The sequence below is a fragment of the Paenibacillus mucilaginosus 3016 genome (genome assembly GCF_000250655.1).
GTDB classification, from domain to species: Bacteria; Bacillota; Bacilli; order Paenibacillales; family NBRC-103111; genus Paenibacillus_G; species Paenibacillus_G mucilaginosus.
In genome coordinates, this window is sequence record NC_016935.1 from 3,324,343 (window position 1) to 3,341,777 (window position 17,435).

The window sequence follows — 17,435 nt, forward strand, 5'->3', positions numbered from 1 at the left end:
GGGTTTTTGTCGGAAAAGACGGAACAGTCTCATTATAACATAGTTACTTAACCGCATCCCCCCCAGTTTAAACAAAAGAGGACAGAGGATGACTTTCTCGCAGCATGCCCCCGTAAATCCGAAAGCCGCTCAGAATGCTATAGAGCACTGCTCCCGGAATCAGGGGCAGTGCAGCTGGGGTAATCCGCATGAACAGCTGTGTAAGCGTCAAGCAGCGCACGGTTTCCACGGTACATAACAGCAGGAAGACTGCCATCAGGCTCCATCCTGAAGTGCTTGCGGACTGCAGGGCTTCACGGGGCACGGGCCGGCAGGGGAGTCGGCTGAAGATAGGGTTAAGGGAAGGCTGCCTTGGCGCCGATGAACCTCGGTCCTGAAGAGGGAAAAGGAGGAGATAAGCGTGCTGGGACGCTTTGATATTTTTTATGGCATTGACTTGGGGACATCGAATACGGTGATCTATCAGCAGGGGAGGGGAATTGTGCTTAGAGAGCCGTCCGTGGTGGCGATCCGCCAGGATACGGGCGAGATTGTGGCGGTCGGCACCGAAGCGCAGGCGATGATCGGACGTACGCCCGAGTCGCTTGAGATCGTCTATCCGCTGACGAACGGGGTGATCGCGAACTTCGACATGACGTCGCAGATGCTGCAGCTGTTCATCCGCAAGATTGAAGGGCGGCGCCGGTGGCTGCGCGGCTCGCAGGTGTATATCTCGGTGCCTTGCGGCATCACGAGCGTGCAGAAGCGGGCGGTCGAGGAGACGATGGTCCACAAGGGGGCCAAGAAGGCCGTGGCCGTCGAGGAGCCGCTGGCGGCGGCGCTTGGCGCAGGCATGCCGGTGGACGAGCCGATCGGCTCGCTCGTGCTCGATATCGGCGGGGGCACCAGCCAGGTGGCGGTGCTGTCGCTGGGCGGCATCGTCGTCAGCCACACCGTGCGGCGTGCGGGGATGTCGATCGACAAGGACATTATCGAGTACGTCAAAAAGACCTACAGCCTCGCGATCGGCGACCGTACGGCCGAGGAGATCAAGATGCGGATCGGCTCGGCGGTGGAGCTGCCGGAGGAGCTCTCCATCGACATCCGCGGCCGGGATCTGATCGACGGCCTGCCCCGTGCGGTGCGCATAACCTCGGGGGAGATCCGCGGGCTGTTCGACGATTTCCTGTCGGTGATCTTCGAAGCGATCCGTTATACGCTGGAGCACTGCCCGCCGGAGCTGGCGGGCGATGTCGTCGAGCGCGGCATGCTGCTGTGCGGCGGCGGGGCGCTGCTCCACGGGCTCGACCGGCGCATTCAGGCGGAGACCGGCGTCCCGGTGCATATCGCAGCCGAGCCGCTCGACTGCACTGCGCTCGGTGCGGGCATGATGCTCGACTACCGCCGGGAGCGGCGGATGGGCACAGGCCTGCCGGGCTACCGCGAGAGTGCGGCGGCAGTGGAGAGAGAAGACGAACGCCTCCGCCAGGAGGCGTAGGGCGTAAGGGAGCAAGGATTCCGTCCGGCGTGGCGGGGTCCTTGCTTTGTTTTTGAGCGGGGCCAGCCGGCTCGGCTGCGCTGGACCGGTATGATGCGGCAGCGGTTGACGCTTCGGGCCAGGGCAGGCTATGATGTAAAGAATATCCAGATGGTGCATCGGTCAAAAACGCCTTCACCCTGGGACTGTTCACGAAAGAAGGGATTCTTATCGCTGCCAAACGTCTGATCGGGTGCCTGCATGCCCACCATTCCAACATCCGTTTTTTTGAAGGAACCTTCGATGAAGCGTCCTTCGGCTTCCTGCATTTCGTCGATCCGGGGCTGATTCACTGGCTGACCAGGCAGGAGGAGAAGCACGGTCCGCTGGAAACCCTGGGGACCGCGACCGAGCTGCAGGAGCGGCTCACCGGTCAGCTGGAGTGGATCGCCGGCTGCGGGGCCGACGCGATTCTCGTCACGTGCACGAACTATATCGCCGAGCTGGCGAAGCTGGACAGAACAAGGCTGGAGGGCGTCGGTGCCGAGGTCATCGCCATTGACGAACCCTGGTTCCGGGAGGTGGCGGAGAGCGGGGGAGCATGCCGCATTGCCTTCACGAATCCGGCCACCGTCCAGGGGACGATGAAGCGGCTCGAAGCCTATGCGGAGGCACAGGGCATCCCACTTCGTGCCGAAGCCGTCGTGGCGGATGCCAGCCTGTTCGAGCATCTGCTGCAGGGCAGGGAAGCGCGCTATGCCGAAGAGACCTGCGCGTTTCTGGCCGGACTGACGGCGGCGGACCCCGCCGTGCCTGTCGCCGCCGCCCAGCTGTCGATGGCGGATGCGGCGCGAAAGCTGCAGGGCCAGGGGGCACGAATCATTGAGCCGCTCAGTGCGCTGCAGCGGCACCTGGCTGCCTGGTAGCTAGGCGCGCGGCCGCATGTTCTTCATATAAACCTAAAACCGGCGCTCCCCGCATAGAGGGGAACGCCGGTTTTGGATTTATGGGACTTTAATGCAGGGATGCCTCGTGCAGGCCCTATCCTGCCTCCGGAATCCCCTTACTGAGAGGCAGACCCGGGAAGCTCGCGGTAACCTTGAAGATATCGCCGTCAACCTCAATCCCCAGCTCCCCTCCCTGCAGCTCCACGATGCTCTTGGCAATCGCGAGCCCGAGACCTGAGCCTTCGGTATGCCTGGAAGCGTCCCCGCGCTTGAAGCGTTCGGCGAGCTCCTGGGCTTCGCCTTCGAACTCGTACGCCGATACATTCTTCACCGTCAGCAGGATGTCCGCCGGCCTCCGGGTCAGTGTAACGTAGATCCGCGTCTGCGGGAGAGCGTACTTGACCGCATTGCCGATAAGGTTCTCGAAGACGCGCCACGTCTTCCGGCCGTCGAGGGAGGCCATCATCTGCGGCTGATCCACCTGGACGCGGAAGGTGAGGGACGAGGCGGCCAAGCTGTCCTCGAATTCGGCTAGCGCCTGCTGGAGCAGGGCAGAGACGTTGACGTGCTCGACCTGGAGCTCGACCGCACCGCTGGCCATCTTGGAAGCCTCGAACAGGTCGTCGATCAGCGCCTTCAGCCGCTGGGCCTTGCGGTCCAGCACACCCACATAGTCCCTGCGTGCCTCCTCCGTCAGCTCGGGTGATTTGAGCAGATCGACATAGTTGATGATGGAGGTCAGCGGTGTCTTCAGGTCATGGGAGACATTCGTGATAAGCTCGGTCTTCATGCGCTCGCTCTTCATCCGCGACTCGAGCGCGGTCTGCAGGCCTTCCCGCATGTTGTTGATGCCGTGGGCCAGTCGGTACAGGCTGCCCCGGCCTTTCTCCGGAAGGGCCACGTGGATCTGTCCTTCGGTCATGCGCGATACGCCTGCCAGGATGGTGTCGAGGGTGCGGATTCGGCGCAGAACGTAGGGGACGACGGTGAGGCAGTAGAGCAGGGTATAGGCAAGAACGATGAGAGTAATTTCAAAAGGAACGTCGTATATCAACGCATCGTGATACAAGAATATGCCCAATACGCCTCCCAAGACCACCGTTGCAGTAAAGACCAAACTAGCCTTAAACGTCATACTGCGGTGCGCCGTCCGGTCCGCCAGCTTCCCCCGCACTCGCCTCGCTATACTTTTCTCCCACTCCGCTCTGATTGACCCAGGCTCCTTGGCGAGCCGCCCCGCATCACGAAGCAGCAGAAGCAGGCGCCCAGGATCAAGGCCAGCAGAAGTAATAACAGCAGTTGCGACGGATGAGGAGGCACCGTGAACACGGCAATCTCATCAATTAATCCGATCGTGGTGAGGCCGCCAGCCAGAAACAGAGCAAGCCTTGCATCCAACGGCAATTGACTTATCCAACCCGTCATCCGCCACGGAAGGGTCGAACCCAAGGCCGTTTTGACCCTGTACAAAAAGTACCCCAGAAGCACCATACCCATCAGGCATGCTGCCAACAGCCCCAGCTCAATGACGATCCGGTCCTGAATCGAACTGTAGTATACCGCGTCCCGATGGATCTGAGAGAATCCCTTTGGTTCGAGAGGAACAATCAGAAAGCCTTCCCACTGCTTCTCCTGGAAATACTGGTTTAGAGTGCGTTCATACTCACTCTCCGTCGGAAACGTCTGAGGCAGCTTCAGCCAGTAAAGGGCTTCGTCTTTCAAATTGGACTCGATGGGCGTGTACTGGATATTGGTATAAGTCGTGAAATTCTCACCCTGGCTCTTATCCCGGATGTAATACTGAACCGACCCAGCCCGCTTACGCAGATCAAGCTCCGCCTCCTGATACTGCTTGTCACGGTAAGCCACAAACTCCGCCATCCGCTTCGGCTTCAAGGCGGCCACATCGGCTTCCGCCTTCGCAAGATCCTGCTGCTGCTCCAGCCGGATGCGAGCCAGCTCCTCGGGGCCTTGGCCCTGCTGTACCGCCTGCTCCAGCCGTTCGCTGTGTTCAGTCTGGATGCGGAGCTGGCTTCTTTTCAGCATGGCTGCATAGGAAGCATCCCACGCGGCCAGCCTTTCTTTCCCCACCTTTTGTTCATCGGTTAACTTCATATAATCCCGGTTTTCCCCGTGCATGAACTGGATCAGATTCGTATGCGCGCAGAGCTGCTCCTGGAAGGCCGGGCTCTCGAAGTAGTAGTTGTCCTTCAGGAACGCCCGGTGCGTCCAGATATCGCCTGCCGTCACCAGGGATACCGCTGTCAGACCGATCAGCAGCATCCAGGCGGTGAACGCCAGCCGCTTACTTTTCCATCTTGTAGCCAATGCCCCACACCACCTTCAGATATTCGGGTTCCTTCGGGTTGATCTCGATCTTCTCTCGGATGCGCCGCACATGGACGGCGACCGTATTCTCAGCCTGGAAGTACGGTTCCTTCCATACCTTCTCATAGATCTCCTCGATGGAGAAGACCCGTCCTTTATGCAGCATGAGCAGCTCGAGGATTTTGTACTCCGTTGCCGTCAGCCGCACTTCTTCGCCCTCCACGGACACCGTCTTTGACGCTTGATTTAGCACGAGTCCGCGGACGCGGATCTCATTGTCCTGCGCCTGGTAGCTGCCGAAGAGGGTATACCGCCGAAGCTGCGACTTGACCCGGGCGACGAGCTCCATCGGATTGAACGGTTTCGTCAGGTAATCGTCCGCTCCGACGTTGAGCCCGAGAATCTTATCCGTGTCTTCGGACTTGGCGGAGAGCATGAGGATGGGGATGCTGCGCTGCTCCCGGATGCGGTGCGTCGTCTTGATTCCGTCGAGCCTCGGCATCATGACATCAAGGATGAGCAGATGGATGTCTACTTCCTCGAGGATCCGCAGCGCTTCGAGACCGTCCGATGCCTTGAGCACGTTCATGTTCTCGGCCCGCAGGTAGATTTCGATCGCTTCGGCAATCTCGGGCTCGTCGTCGGCTACCAGCACATTATAGGTTTGCATAGGGGGTTCAACCTGCCTTGTTTCATGGTATGGATTTATAGCCCTTGCCTCCGTCTCCCATACCGGGAAGGTGGACAGTAGTGAGCTTATCAGAAGGGAATGACAACATACTCTACAAATCTCTTACAAATTTCTTAAGTATATCAAGAAAGAGAAGATGTGGGCTACAAAAATGGAACTTCCATGGTAAAATGGCGTATGAAACCAAATAAAAGGTAAAAATTGTAACAAATCTATGATATGATAGGAGAGACGGAGATGGGAAATAGAGAAAAAACAAAAACCGTGGTATCCTGGCTTCTGTGTGCGACAGCCTTGGGTTATGGCGTCATTCATCCGCTGCTCGACCTTAGCGTTTGGCTGAAGCTTCTCATCTTTGCCGGAGTCTTCATAACCGACGGATTCCTGAACGACGAGGATCAGAAACGCTACGGCACGCTGGCTTTTTACGGGATCGGACTCATCATCGGGTATACATACAAGTGGCTCGCGTAGCAGTTCTAAGAACAGCGTGCATTTACCGCTGTTAGTATGTTTTTTGTATACCGTTTTTTCTACCTGCGCCAGCGAGGAGATATCTTTTTGAAAGCGACCTTTATGCGAAGCATAACGGAGCGCAAAAAGATACGCCCGAGCGTGTTGATTGGAGACCCAGTGGTACAGGCTGGTGTCATGTTGTTGTTGGTGCATTCTGCCAGCGAGGAGATATCTTTTTGAAAGCGACCTTTATGCGAAGCATAACGGAGCGCAAAAAGATATACCCGAGCACCTAACGGAGCGCAAAAAGATTTGCCCGAGCACCGGATATTCCCCAGTATTGAACGGCGCCCTTAGGCGGCCGAGTAAGGAAGGGACTTATTATGAATAAAAAGGTTCATATTTTATTATTAGCAGGCGTCATTGCCATGGGGTCCTGGGTGGGGCTCGCCACCGGCAGCGCCGTGTCGGCAACCAAGCAGGAAACCGCCGCGAAGACTTCGCTGGAGGAGGCCGTGAAGCGTGCGGCGGCCCAGGGAGGAGAGGTTCACATTCGGGACTACACTCCTTTCGAGTGGGACCTGCTGCATGTTTTTCCTCCCTACAGTACACCGGATCAGATCAATGCGCGTCTCGGCTACCACTGGACCGACCGTCATCTCTCGAGTGACGAGGGCACGAGTATTCTTGTCTTTACCCGTCAAGGCAGGGTTGTCGGGCATTGGAGCTACACGGGCGGCAGCCTGGGCCAGAGTCTGTACGAGCAGCCCATGTCTCCCGAAGAGGCGGTAGTCAAGCCGGCCGTGAAGCCGAATTGACAGGCGGCCTTCCCCCATGGCATCATGAGACGCATGAAGGGCGAGGGGGAGGCGGAAGTCCATATGAAAAAAGCGCTCCAGGCGCCCGTCCGGTTCTACCGCCGGTTTATTTCGCCGCTGAAGCCGCCGACCTGCCGGTTCTATCCGACCTGCTCGGAATACGCGCTGGAGGCGCTCGAGAAGCACGGGGCAGCCCGCGGCAGCTGGCTGACCGTGAAGCGGATCTGCAAGTGCCATCCGTTCCATCCGGGAGGCGTGGATCACGTCCCTTGACAGGCGCAGGGGATTTTCGCTATATTTGGCATAACAGTCCCGTGAACGGATAAGTACTTCAGGCAGAAGCCACAGCAGAGAGCCGGGTTAGGTGAGAGCCGGTTGGCGGAGCGGAAGGAAGATGGTCCCGGAGGATATGTCGGTGAGCCGCGCCAGGTGTTGGCGGGAGCGGTGAGCTTTCATCGTAGGTCCGGCGTTAACGGACGGCCGGCGACAGCCGGCCGCTGAGCCCTGCGCACATCTTACCGAAGTGTGCCTCCATGCAGGGGAAGTTGGGTGGTACCGCGTGAGCACAAGCTCTCGTCCCAAAGGGATGAGGGCTTTTTTGTTTTTTCACTACCGAAGGAGGATGTTGTCCATGTCGACACCGCAGTCCGAGAAAAAGACGTTTTATCTTACCACGCCGATTTATTATCCGAGCGACAAGCTCCATATCGGCCACGCTTATTCCACCACGGCCGGCGATGTCATGGCCCGCTACAAGCGGCTTCGCGGCTTCGATGTCCGCTACCTGACCGGCACGGACGAGCACGGGCAGAAGATCGAACGCAAGGCCCAGGAAGCCGGCAAAACGCCGCAGGAATTCGTCGATGATATCGTAGTAGGCATCAAGGAACTTTGGAAAAAGCTCGATATCACGTACGACGATTTCATCCGCACGACGGAGCCGCGGCATAAGCAGGCGGTCGAGAAGATTTTTACGAAGCTAAAGGACCAGGGCGATATTTATCTCGGCCACTATGAAGGCTGGTACTGTACGCCGTGCGAATCCTTCTTCCTCGAGAACAAGCTCGACAACGGCAGCTGTCCGGACTGCGGGCGCCCCGTCGAGTGGGTGAAGGAAGAGAGCTACTTCTTCCGTCTGAGCAAGTATGCGGACCGGCTCGTGAAGCACTACGAGGAGCATCCGGAATTCCTGACGCCGGAAGCGCGCCGCAACGAGATGATCAACAACTTCATCAAGCCGGGCCTCGAGGATCTCGCGGTGTCCCGTACGACGTTCGACTGGGGGATCAAGGTGCCGGGCGATCCGAAGCACGTCATCTACGTGTGGATCGACGCGCTGTCGAACTACATTACGGCTCTCGGGTACGGCAGCGATGACGACAGCCTCTACCGGAAGTACTGGCCGGCTGACGTACATCTGATGGCTAAGGAGATTGTGCGCTTCCACTCCATCATCTGGCCGTGCATGCTGATGGCGCTCGACATTCCGCTGCCGAAGCGGGTCATCGGCCACGGCTGGATCCTGATGAAGGACGGCAAAATGTCCAAATCCAAGGGCAACGTCGTCGACCCGGTTACGCTGATCGACCGGTACGGCCTGGATGCCCTGCGCTACTTCCTGATGAGGGACGTTCCGTTCGGCTCCGACGGCACCTTCACGCCGGAGAGCTTCGTCGAGCGCGTCAACTACGACCTCGCGAATGACCTCGGCAACCTGCTGAGCCGCACCGTAGCGATGATCGAGAAGTACTTCGGCGGCGAAGTGCAGCCGTATATCGAAGGGGCCACCGAGTTCGACAAAGACCTGCTCGAGACGATCCGCGCCTCCGTGGCGAAGGTCGAAGAGAGCATGGAGAACATGGAGTTCTCCGTTGCCCTGTCGGCGATCTGGCAGTCGATCTCCCGCACGAACAAGTACATCGACGAGACGGCGCCATGGGTCCTCGCCAAGGACGAGAACAAACGCGCGACGCTCGGCTCCGTGCTGTACGTGCTCGCCGAATCGCTGCGGATCTCCTCGGTGCTCCTGCAGCCGTTCCTGACGCAGGCGCCGAAGAAGATCTGGGCGCAGCTCGGCATCGCGGAAGGGGAGCTGACGGCATGGAATACCGTCCATGCGTTCGGCACGCTGCCATCCGGCACCCGCGTGACGAAGGGCGAAGCGATCTTCCCGCGCCTGGAAGCCGATGTCGAGATCGCGTACATCGCCGCTTCGATGACCGGCGGCACGCCGGCGGCACAGGAAGAAGCACCGGCTCCGGCAGCGGAAGGAAGCCAGGCGGCTCCAGCCGCCCCGGCAGCAGCGGATGCGGAGGAAGTGGAGCACCTGCCCGAAATCTCCATCGACGATTTCTTCAAGGTAGAGCTCCGCGTAGCCCAGGTCATCGCCGCCGAGCCGGTGAAGAAAGCCGACAAGCTGCTGAAGCTGCAGCTGGATCTCGGCGACGAGCAGCGCCAGGTCGTCTCCGGCATCGCGAAGTTCTACACGCCGGAGCAGATGGTCGGCCGCAAGGTCATCTGCGTCACGAACCTGAAGCCGGTGAAGCTGCGCGGCGAGCTGTCGCAGGGCATGATCCTCGCGGCTTCCAAGGGCGACCAGCTGACGCTGGCGACCGTGGCCGAAGATCTTCCGAACGGCGCCATCGTGAAATAACGATTCGGATCAATAGGGGATGTTCACGTGAACAGTCCTGTGGTAAAATAAGGACTGTTCACGTTAACATACCAATCCGTAAGGATTCATGGGAGGCCGATTCTCATATGTCGAAGCACGACGGAATGAACTACGCGCCGAAGGGAAAACCGAATCCGGTGGTGTCGCAGGGCGAATTCGCCTTCGCCGCGGTGGCGCTGGACCACGGGCACATCTATGGGATGACGAACGGGCTGATCGAAGCGGGGGCCGACCTCGTGGCGGTTTACGATACGGATCCGAAGAAAGTCGAAGCGTTCCGGCAGAAGTTCCCGCAGGCACGGGCAGCCGCTTCCGAGGAGGAGATCCTGAACGATCCGTCGATCAAGCTGGTCGCGGCCGCGGCGGTGCCATCCGAGCGCTGTGCCCTCGGGCTTCGCGTCATGGACGCCGGCAAGGATTACTTCACGGACAAAACGCCGTTCACCACACGGGCCCAGCTGGAAGCCGCGCGCGCGAAGGTCAAGGAGACCGGACGCAAGTACGCAGTCTATTACAGCGAACGGCTGCATGTGGAAAGCGCCATCTATGCGGGCCAGCTCGTGGAGCAGGGCGCGATCGGCCGCGTGGTTCAGGTGATGGGCTGGGGGCCGCACCGGCTCAATGCCCCGTCCCGTCCGCAGTGGTTCTTCGAGCATGAGAAGTACGGCGGCATCCTTTGCGATATCGGGAGCCACCAGATCGAGCAGTTCCTGTACTATACCGGCGCCAAGGACGGCACGGTAACCAGCTCGCGCGTGGCGAACTACAACAACAAGCAGTATCCGGAGCTCGAAGATTTCGGAGACGCGATGCTCGTCGGCGACAACGGGGCGACCTTCTACTTCCGCGTCGACTGGCTTACGCCGGACGGCCTCAGCACCTGGGGCGACGGCCGCACGATTATCCTCGGTACGGAAGGCTATATCGAGCTTCGCAAGTATGTGGACATCGCCCGCGACGAACAGGGCGGCCATGTGTATCTGGTCAACCAGGAAGGCGAGCACCACTTCAGCGTCAACGGGCAGGTGGGTTACCCGTACTTCGGCCAGCTCATCCTCGACTGCATCCACCGCACCGAGAACGCGATGACGCAGGAGCATGCGTTCAAGGCGGCGGAGCTGTGCCTCCGGGCGCAGGAGCAGGCCGTGCGGATCGAGTAGGGAACCCGTACCCGGCGCCGTGCTGACGCGGCCTGATATGAACTAAGTGCCAAAGCATCTTTCCAAGGCAGGAATCTCTGACTTGGAGGGATGCTTTTTTTTCTTGAATGGTGACAGATCTTGTCCTCATTCCATGGTAGATTAACGATATCACGACACATACCAAGCGATGATGTGAACGAAGGAGAACCAGATGAAACCTTATTTTCCGGCCAGAGGCGAGCATGGAGTAAAATTTGTTTATGAAGCGGAGGAAGATGTCCGGTGCGTCGCCGTAGCGGGAACCTTTAACAGCTGGGATGCGGCCAGGCATAGGATGGCACGAAGGGAAAACCATACCTGGGAGCTGGAATTGAAGCTCCCGGAAGGAAGGCATTTATACAAAATCGTCGTGAATGATTCGGAATGGATCCTGGATCCGCTGAACCCGAATGTTTCGGAGGACGGACAACATAATTCGTCCATCACGGTAACGGAACAGGGGGATGTCCTGATACGCACGTCCGACATTACGGAACAAGCGCCCGGAATCCTGTATGAACGGTTTCATTCGCTGGACAGTCCCGAATGGATCAGGAGGGCGGTGATTTATCAGCTGCACATCAGCGCCTTTACGGAAGGCGGGTTCATAGGATTGGCGGACAAATTGGATTACCTGCAGCAGCTTGGGGTCAATACGCTGTGGATCATGCCTTTCCAAGAAGTCGGCGTGGAGAAAAGAATCGGGAGCTTCGGCGATCCCTATGCCGTGAGGGATTATTATTCCATAGACAGCCGGTTTGGAACATCCGATGAGCTGCAGGCATTCATCGCCAAGGCGCATGAGTACGGCATGAGGGTGATCCTGGATTGGGTTATGAACCGCGGCAGTGTGGACCACATCCTGACTCGGAGCCATCCGGACTATTTTATGCGCAACGAGAACAACGAAGTGTACTATGAAGTTCCGAACCGGGACTATTTTGCGGGATTGAATTTCGAGAATGAAGAGATGAGAGCTTATATTATAGAAGCCATGACCTATTGGGTCACCCGCTTTGATTTCGATGGCTTCCGATTGGACGACTCCGACATCACCCCGATGAATTTCCTGGCACAGATCCGGCAGGCGCTGTTGAAAGTGAAAGCGGACATCGCACTGATCTCCCAATCCTACGATGAGTATCATCACCTGGAATGCTGTGATTTGACTTATGACGGCAGTCTGAGATTAACGATCAAGGATTTGGCCGAACGGAAAATCACCCGGGATGAGTTCGTCCGGATCTATCATTCCTATAAGTACAGCTTTCCGAAAGGCGCTTTGCGAATGCGCTGGCTGGAGGAGAAGGAGCGGTCCAGGATCTGGGCCTATGCCGGAGAACCATTGACCAAGCCCGCAGCCTCTATTCTGCTGACGGTGGAAGGTGTGCCTTCGATCATGATGGGCCAGGAGTTTAACGAGCGCACGCTGGATACCTGGACTTCATTGTTTCACGAATACCAATTGGACTGGAACCGGTTTGATGAGGAGCTGTACGCACACTATAAGGCCCTGATTCACCTGCGAACCTCTCATGCGGCATTGTGGGAAGGGGAACTGGAGTTTGTCGGCCATTCGGAAGACTCGGTGCTGACCTATATCAGAAGGCGCGGGAATGAGGAGTTTCTGATTGTCGTCAATGTATCCGAAAAGCCCCGTGGGATCTGGTTTGAAGAGCGCAGGTTTGCCGATACATATGCAGGAGCAAACAAACGTTTGATCTACTCATCCGGTCAGGGCGGCGCTGGGGGCTCCTCTCCGGGGACGTATGATCTCTTTATCCAGGGATGGGAGACGCAGATTTTTCAGAGAGTTCATTTGCTGCCAGAAAGCTAGCAGAAAGCACCCGTGCAGGGTGTTTTTTCATTGTTGGGGGAAGGGAGGTTCCGGGGGCGTGCGCGGTTGGGGGAGGAGCTGATCTTCTTTATAGTAATTTCTACATTTACCATTGACAAGCCGGGAGGGCGGCCGTATAATCTGTTTTGTTCTAATAAAAATATTTACGATTTACATACAAAGGAGTGCACTCATCATGTCCCGATTCAACTTATTCTCCCGGAGGTTCCGGTTCCCCTGGCTGCGCCGGTCGTTCCTGCCGCTTGCACTGATCGCGGCGCTGGCGGTCATGTCGGCGTGCGGCAAGCCGCAGGCCGCGCTTGTCAATGACAAGATCAACGTGGTTACCAGCTTCTACCCGCTCTACGATTTCGCCTCGAAGATCGGCGGAACGCATGTCAATGCGGTCAACGTGGTGCCGGCCGGCGTAGAGCCGCATGACTGGTCCCCGAAGGGCCGCGACATCCAGAATATCAAGAATTCGCAGGTGTTCGTGTACCTGGGAGCCGGCTTCGAGGGCTGGGTTAACGATACGCTCGAGAGCCTCAAGACGGATTCGAAGTCGCTCGTCGTCGAAGCGGGGAAGGGCGTGGAGCTGATCGAAGGCACGGGTGATGCCCACAATCATGAGGGAGAGGCCGCTCATCAGGAAGAAGAGGCGCATGCGGATGAGGCGGCGCACAAAGAAGAAGCGGGTCACGATGAAGCCGCTCATGAAGAAGAGGCTCATGACGAGCATGCCGTAGACCCTCACGTGTGGTTGTCACCGCTCAATGCGAAGAAGATCGCCGAGAACATCAAGAACGCCCTCGTTCAGGCAGACGCGGCACACCAGGCCGACTATGAGGCGAACTATAAGAAGCTCGCCGCGGATCTGGATGCTTTGCATCAAGAGTTCAAGACGAAGCTCGCAGCTGTGCCCAAGAAGGAGATTGTCGTCACGCACCAATCATTCGGTTACCTGGCGAAGGAGTACGGCCTGGTCCAGAAGCCGATCATGGGTCTGGCACCGGACGCGGAGCCGACTTCGAAGGATCTGCAGAGCGTACTGAAATTCATAAAAGACAATGACGTGAAATATATATTCTTCGAAGAGCTAGTCTCCGATAAGCTCGCGAAGACACTGGCTCAGGATGCCGGCGTGCAGACGGCGGTGCTGAGTCCGCTCGAAGGCCTGACCGAAGAGCAGGTCCAAGCCGGTGACGATTATGTGAAGGTCATGAAGAATAATTTGAATTCTTTAGTAAAAGCATTACAATAAGAGAGACCGTAATTACAGAGCGGCGGTCATCCGTCCTCCCTCCAAGAGACAGGGCGGATGGCCCCGTTAACCCTGGAGGAGCCACACACCATGCAGCAGACCGCTCATTCCGGATGTCATCGGGAGATCGTATCGATCGATGACGTCTTTTTTTCTTATGAACACAAAACCGTCATCGACGGCCTGAACTTCAAGGTGCTCGAGCGGGACTTCGTCGGCCTGATCGGCTCGAACGGGGCGGGCAAGACGACACTCCTGCGGATGATCGTCGGCCTCTTGAAGCCGACGCGCGGCGAGATCCGGCTGTTCGGAGAGCCGCTCTCCACGTTCCGGGATTGGGAGCGGATCGGATACGTGCCGCAGAAGAATTCGCTGAACCCCCTCTTCCCGGCAACGGTGCGGGAGGTCGTCACGTCAGGCCTCTACGGCAAAAAGAACATGTTCCGCCGCCTCTCGAAGGCGCAGCTGTCGAAGGCCGATGACGCGCTCTATGCGATGCGCATCGAGGATCTCGCCGACCGCCGCATCGGGCAGCTGTCGGGCGGCCAGCAGCAGCGGGTGTTCCTGGCCCGCGCGCTGATCAATAATCCCGAGCTGCTCATCCTCGATGAGCCGACGGTCGGGATCGACGCCGAGACGCAGGCGGGCTTCTTCCGCATGATCCGGCACATGCACCAGCATCATCACATTACGTTCATGATGGTTTCGCACGATATGGATATGGTCCAGTCGTACCTCGGCGAAGAAGCCATCCAGCGGAGCGGGTCGCTGTCATTTTATGTGAAGCATACGCACACGCCGGAGGACTGCAGGGAGACGGATCTGACGCATTCCATGCAGCAGTTAAGAGAATCGATGGAAGTGCTGACGTAGAATAGGAGAGGCTGCAGGTTGGATATTTTTCAAGAGTACTTTTTTCAAAGAGCGCTGCTCGGCGGACTGCTGATCGGTCTGACTGCACCGCTCATGGGCGTGTTTCTGGTTCTGAGACGGCTGTCGATGATCGGGGATACGCTGTCGCACGTCTCAATCGCAGGCGTGGCACTGGGGTTTCTGATTAACGTTTATCCGATCGGTGTGGGCCTCGTATTTGCACTGCTCGCTTCCTTCGGGATCGAGAAGCTGCGCAAGGCGTACAAGTCCTATGCGGAGCTGTCCATCGCCATTATCATGTCAGGGGGTGTGGCGCTGGCCACCCTGCTGTTCACTCTCGGCAAGGGCTTCAATATTAATGTCATGAGCTACTTCTTCGGGAGTATCTATACGCTGGACCGCACGGACCTGTGGGTGGTCAGCGGAGTAGCCGTGCTCGTCACCGCTTTCGTCGCCTTCAACTACAAGGAGATGTTCCTGCTCTTCTTCGACGAGGAAGCGGCCGGAGTCAGCGGGCTGCCGCTGCGCTTCTACAACATCATGATTACGATGATGACGGCGCTTGTCATCTCCGCATCGATCAAGATCGTGGGCGCGCTGCTCGTCTCTTCGCTCCTGACGATTCCCGTCGCCTGTTCGCTGCTTGTCGCCCGCAGCTTCAAGCGGTCGATCTTCTGGGCGATCCTCTTCTCCGAAGTGGCCGTCTCGCTCGGCCTGATCTCCGCCGGCATCTGGGACCTGCCTCCCGGCGCCACGGTTGTGCTTATGCTGATCAGCGTATTGATTACGCTGCTCGCCTTCAAACGGGGATGGCGCACTTAACCGGTGCCGCCCCGTTATACATACGCTGTCTATGTATGCCCATGCGGGTTAGCAAGAAAGGGGACGAAGTCTCGCTATGGAACTGAACATCTGGATCGCGCTGTGGGCCGGGTTTATCTCGTTCATCTCTCCCTGCTGTCTGCCGCTGTATCCGTCTTATTTGTCCTATATTACCGGGGTTTCGGTGGGCCAGCTCAAGAGCGAAGAGAGCTCCGGCGAAATCCGTTTCAAACTGGTTACGCATACCCTGTGCTTTATTGTCGGCTTCTCCGTCGTCTTTTACACGATGGGTCTTGGGGCCAGCGCCGTGGCTTCTCTCTTCGACGATCAGCGGGACCTGCTGAGGCAGCTGTCCGCTATCCTGATCTTCGTGATGGCTTTGTTCCTGCTCGGGATCTTCCAGCCCCAGTGGCTGATGAAGGAGCGCAAGCTTCAGCTGAAGTCGAAGCCGGCCGGATATCTCGGTTCCCTGCTGGTGGGCATCGGGTTCGCGGCGGGCTGGTCGCCCTGTATCGGGCCGATCCTCTCGGCGATGCTCTCGCTTGCCGCGACGGAGCCGGATTCCTGGCTGCCGCTGATCTCCGCTTACTCGCTCGGTTTCGCGATTCCGTTCTTCGTGCTGGCCTTCTACATCGGGTCGACGAAGTGGATACTGAAGTACAGCTCCCTGATGATGAAGATCGGGGGAGGGGTCATGCTTCTTATGGCCGTGCTGCTGTATACGGACCAAATGACGCGAATCACCATCTGGCTGCAGCGCATTACGCCAAGTTGGATCGGATAAAAGCAAAAGCGGCCCCGCGGGCCGCTTTTTTATATTCCACTGCTCTGCTACGTAAAATACTCGATCTTCGACTCCGGGAAGTTCTCGAAGATCCGCTCCGTAATGAATTCGCGCAGGGCGTTCGCCTGCTCATCCGGATACACATACTTGCCTTGGCCCCAGCGGCCCCACTTGTACTTGCGCTTCTCCTCATCCATCTCAAGCTTCGTCTTCGGATACCGCTGCTGGATGATGGTTTTGGCTGTCTTCGTGAACCGGTGCTGAATCAGCTCGAACGTCAGATCGGCCGTCGCTTCGGGCGGCAGGGTTTCTTTCAGCTTCGTCAGCAGCTCGGCATACCCGTTCTCCCAGCCTTCGTGCCAGATGATCGGGGCGATGATGAAGCCGAGGGGATAGCCCGCCTTGGCGACTTTGCCGGCCGCTTCAATCCGCTCGTAGAAGGACGAGGTCGAAGGCTCGAAATGTTTGATGACGTAGTCGGCATTGACGCTGAACCGGAACCGGGTATGCCCGTTGTGCTTGGCATCGAGCAGGGGATCGACGTGGTGAAACTTCGTTACGAAGCGGAGCCGGGCAAGCGGCTGCTGTCCCATGAACTCGATATACTCCTTCAGCGAGCCGCTGATATGCTCAAGACCCACCGGGTCGGACGTACAGGCTGCCTCGAAGCGGGTAATCTCCGGCGCCCTCTCGTCAATGTACCCTTGGGCGGCCTTCAGAATATCGTCGGTGTTCACATATACGCGGATGTAAGGCTTGGCGCCGAGCGTCGTCTGCAGGTAGCAGTAATGGCAGTGGGCCATGCAGCCGGTTGCGATCGGAATCGCATATTCGGCGGAGGGCTTCGACGTGTCGAATTTGAGCGTTTTGCGGATGCCGACAACAAGCGTGCGCTTGGCGATGCGGTATTTCTCCAGATCGCTTTCCCCCGGCAGATTCGTGATCCGGTTATGCGACGGGGTAATGCGGATCGGCAGGCCTTCTTTTTTGGCCCACTCGTGAATCCTCTGGCCTTTGGGGTATTCCAGCGCGTTCGGCTCGAAATAGACAAGCTCCGGAACGAATACCTGCGTACCGCGGACCGGCGGTGCGAGCAGCTCGGTGGTCATCGCTTTTCCTCCCTGCGGGCAAGGTTGGTGAGGCGGTGGTGCGGACTTGCGAAGTGGAAGAAGCCTATGATATAGTAAAGAACGCTTAAGATGGACTTAGGATGTGCCGCTGGTGCGCTTCCGAACCGAGGGAAAGCGTGGGGTCGATCCCCTTCCGGCACTTTCCTAACGCTCAGACGAATGAACGAACCCTCCCCG

17 protein-coding genes are annotated in these 17,435 nt (G+C 58.0%); 12 read left to right on the plus strand and 5 right to left on the minus strand.

Annotated features, from left to right (window positions below; genetic code table 11):
• Positions 1-400: 400 nt before the first annotated feature.
• Entirely contained in the window at positions 401-1,477 is a 1,077-nt protein-coding gene (gene mreB / locus PM3016_RS14270) for a rod shape-determining protein (RefSeq protein WP_013916344.1), read from the plus strand.
• A gap of 128 nt (positions 1,478-1,605) precedes the next feature.
• Here mreB and PM3016_RS14275 read toward each other — a convergent pair whose 3' ends face one another.
• Positions 1,606-1,785 carry a hypothetical protein gene (locus PM3016_RS14275; RefSeq protein WP_013916345.1) on the minus strand — a complete coding sequence of 60 codons (180 nt, stop codon included), beginning with the start codon at positions 1,783-1,785 and terminating at the stop codon, positions 1,606-1,608.
• 252 nt (positions 1,786-2,037) lie between these two features.
• Here PM3016_RS14275 and PM3016_RS14280 point away from each other — a divergent pair, with 252 nt between their 5' ends.
• A complete protein-coding gene (locus PM3016_RS14280; protein ID WP_014650735.1) occupies positions 2,038-2,382 on the plus strand; it encodes a hypothetical protein in 345 nt (114 codons plus the stop codon).
• Between the two features lie 115 nt (positions 2,383-2,497).
• Here the strand turns inward: PM3016_RS14280 and PM3016_RS39645 are convergent, their stop codons facing one another.
• The 3 genes from PM3016_RS39645 to PM3016_RS14290 form a co-directional block, all read right to left on the minus strand.
• Positions 2,498-3,484 carry a HAMP domain-containing sensor histidine kinase gene (locus PM3016_RS39645; protein WP_238540511.1) on the minus strand — a complete coding sequence of 329 codons (987 nt, stop codon included), beginning with the start codon at positions 3,482-3,484 and terminating at the stop codon, positions 2,498-2,500.
• 101 nt (positions 3,485-3,585) lie between these two features.
• Positions 3,586-4,731: a hypothetical protein gene (locus PM3016_RS39650; protein WP_238540512.1), complete on the minus strand. Its 1,146-nt coding sequence runs from the start codon at positions 4,729-4,731 to the stop codon at positions 3,586-3,588.
• Positions 4,709-5,401, minus strand: a complete 693-nt coding sequence (locus PM3016_RS14290) for a response regulator transcription factor (RefSeq protein ID WP_014369975.1) — start codon at positions 5,399-5,401, stop codon at positions 4,709-4,711. The genes PM3016_RS39650 and PM3016_RS14290 overlap by 23 nt, the downstream gene beginning before the upstream one ends.
• 258 nt (positions 5,402-5,659) lie before the next feature.
• Here PM3016_RS14290 and PM3016_RS14295 point away from each other — a divergent pair, with 258 nt between their 5' ends.
• The 10 genes from PM3016_RS14295 to PM3016_RS14340 all read left to right on the plus strand — a co-directional run bounded on the left by PM3016_RS14295 (position 5,660) and on the right by PM3016_RS14340 (position 16,128).
• Positions 5,660-5,896: a hypothetical protein gene (locus PM3016_RS14295; protein WP_013916349.1), complete on the plus strand. Its 237-nt coding sequence runs from the start codon at positions 5,660-5,662 to the stop codon at positions 5,894-5,896.
• A 365-nt stretch (positions 5,897-6,261) separates the two neighbouring features.
• Complete coding sequence (locus PM3016_RS14300; RefSeq protein ID WP_013916350.1) at positions 6,262-6,696, plus strand: hypothetical protein; 435 nt, start codon at positions 6,262-6,264, stop codon at positions 6,694-6,696.
• Positions 6,697-6,759: 63 nt separating this feature from the next.
• The gene (gene yidD, locus PM3016_RS14305; protein ID WP_014369977.1) at positions 6,760-6,969 is read left to right on the plus strand and encodes a membrane protein insertion efficiency factor YidD; all 210 of its coding nucleotides are present in this window, start codon (positions 6,760-6,762) and stop codon (positions 6,967-6,969) included.
• Between the two features lie 358 nt (positions 6,970-7,327).
• Positions 7,328-9,349 carry a methionine--tRNA ligase gene (gene metG / locus PM3016_RS14310; protein ID WP_014369978.1) on the plus strand — a complete coding sequence of 674 codons (2,022 nt, stop codon included), beginning with the start codon at positions 7,328-7,330 and terminating at the stop codon, positions 9,347-9,349.
• 107 nt (positions 9,350-9,456) lie between these two features.
• Entirely contained in the window at positions 9,457-10,530 is a 1,074-nt protein-coding gene (locus PM3016_RS14315) for a Gfo/Idh/MocA family protein (protein WP_014369979.1), read from the plus strand.
• Between the two features lie 193 nt (positions 10,531-10,723).
• Complete coding sequence (locus PM3016_RS14320; protein ID WP_014369980.1) at positions 10,724-12,388, plus strand: alpha-amylase family glycosyl hydrolase; 1,665 nt, start codon at positions 10,724-10,726, stop codon at positions 12,386-12,388.
• Positions 12,389-12,584: 196 nt separating this feature from the next.
• Positions 12,585-13,649 carry a metal ABC transporter solute-binding protein, Zn/Mn family gene (locus PM3016_RS14325; RefSeq protein ID WP_013916357.1) on the plus strand — a complete coding sequence of 355 codons (1,065 nt, stop codon included), beginning with the start codon at positions 12,585-12,587 and terminating at the stop codon, positions 13,647-13,649.
• A gap of 90 nt (positions 13,650-13,739) precedes the next feature.
• The gene (locus PM3016_RS14330) at positions 13,740-14,522 is read left to right on the plus strand and encodes a metal ABC transporter ATP-binding protein (RefSeq protein WP_013916358.1); all 783 of its coding nucleotides are present in this window, start codon (positions 13,740-13,742) and stop codon (positions 14,520-14,522) included.
• Between the two features lie 18 nt (positions 14,523-14,540).
• Complete coding sequence (locus tag PM3016_RS14335) at positions 14,541-15,344, plus strand: metal ABC transporter permease (RefSeq protein WP_013916359.1); 804 nt, start codon at positions 14,541-14,543, stop codon at positions 15,342-15,344.
• 76 nt (positions 15,345-15,420) lie between these two features.
• Positions 15,421-16,128 (plus strand): cytochrome c biogenesis CcdA family protein, encoded by a 708-nt coding sequence (locus tag PM3016_RS14340; RefSeq protein WP_013916360.1) that lies wholly within the window; start codon positions 15,421-15,423, stop codon positions 16,126-16,128.
• A gap of 47 nt (positions 16,129-16,175) precedes the next feature.
• On the opposite strand, the gene splB is transcribed toward PM3016_RS14340, so the two are convergent.
• Positions 16,176-17,237, minus strand: a complete 1,062-nt coding sequence (splB, locus tag PM3016_RS14345; protein ID WP_014369981.1) for a spore photoproduct lyase — start codon at positions 17,235-17,237, stop codon at positions 16,176-16,178.
• Positions 17,238-17,435: the final 198 nt, after the last annotated feature.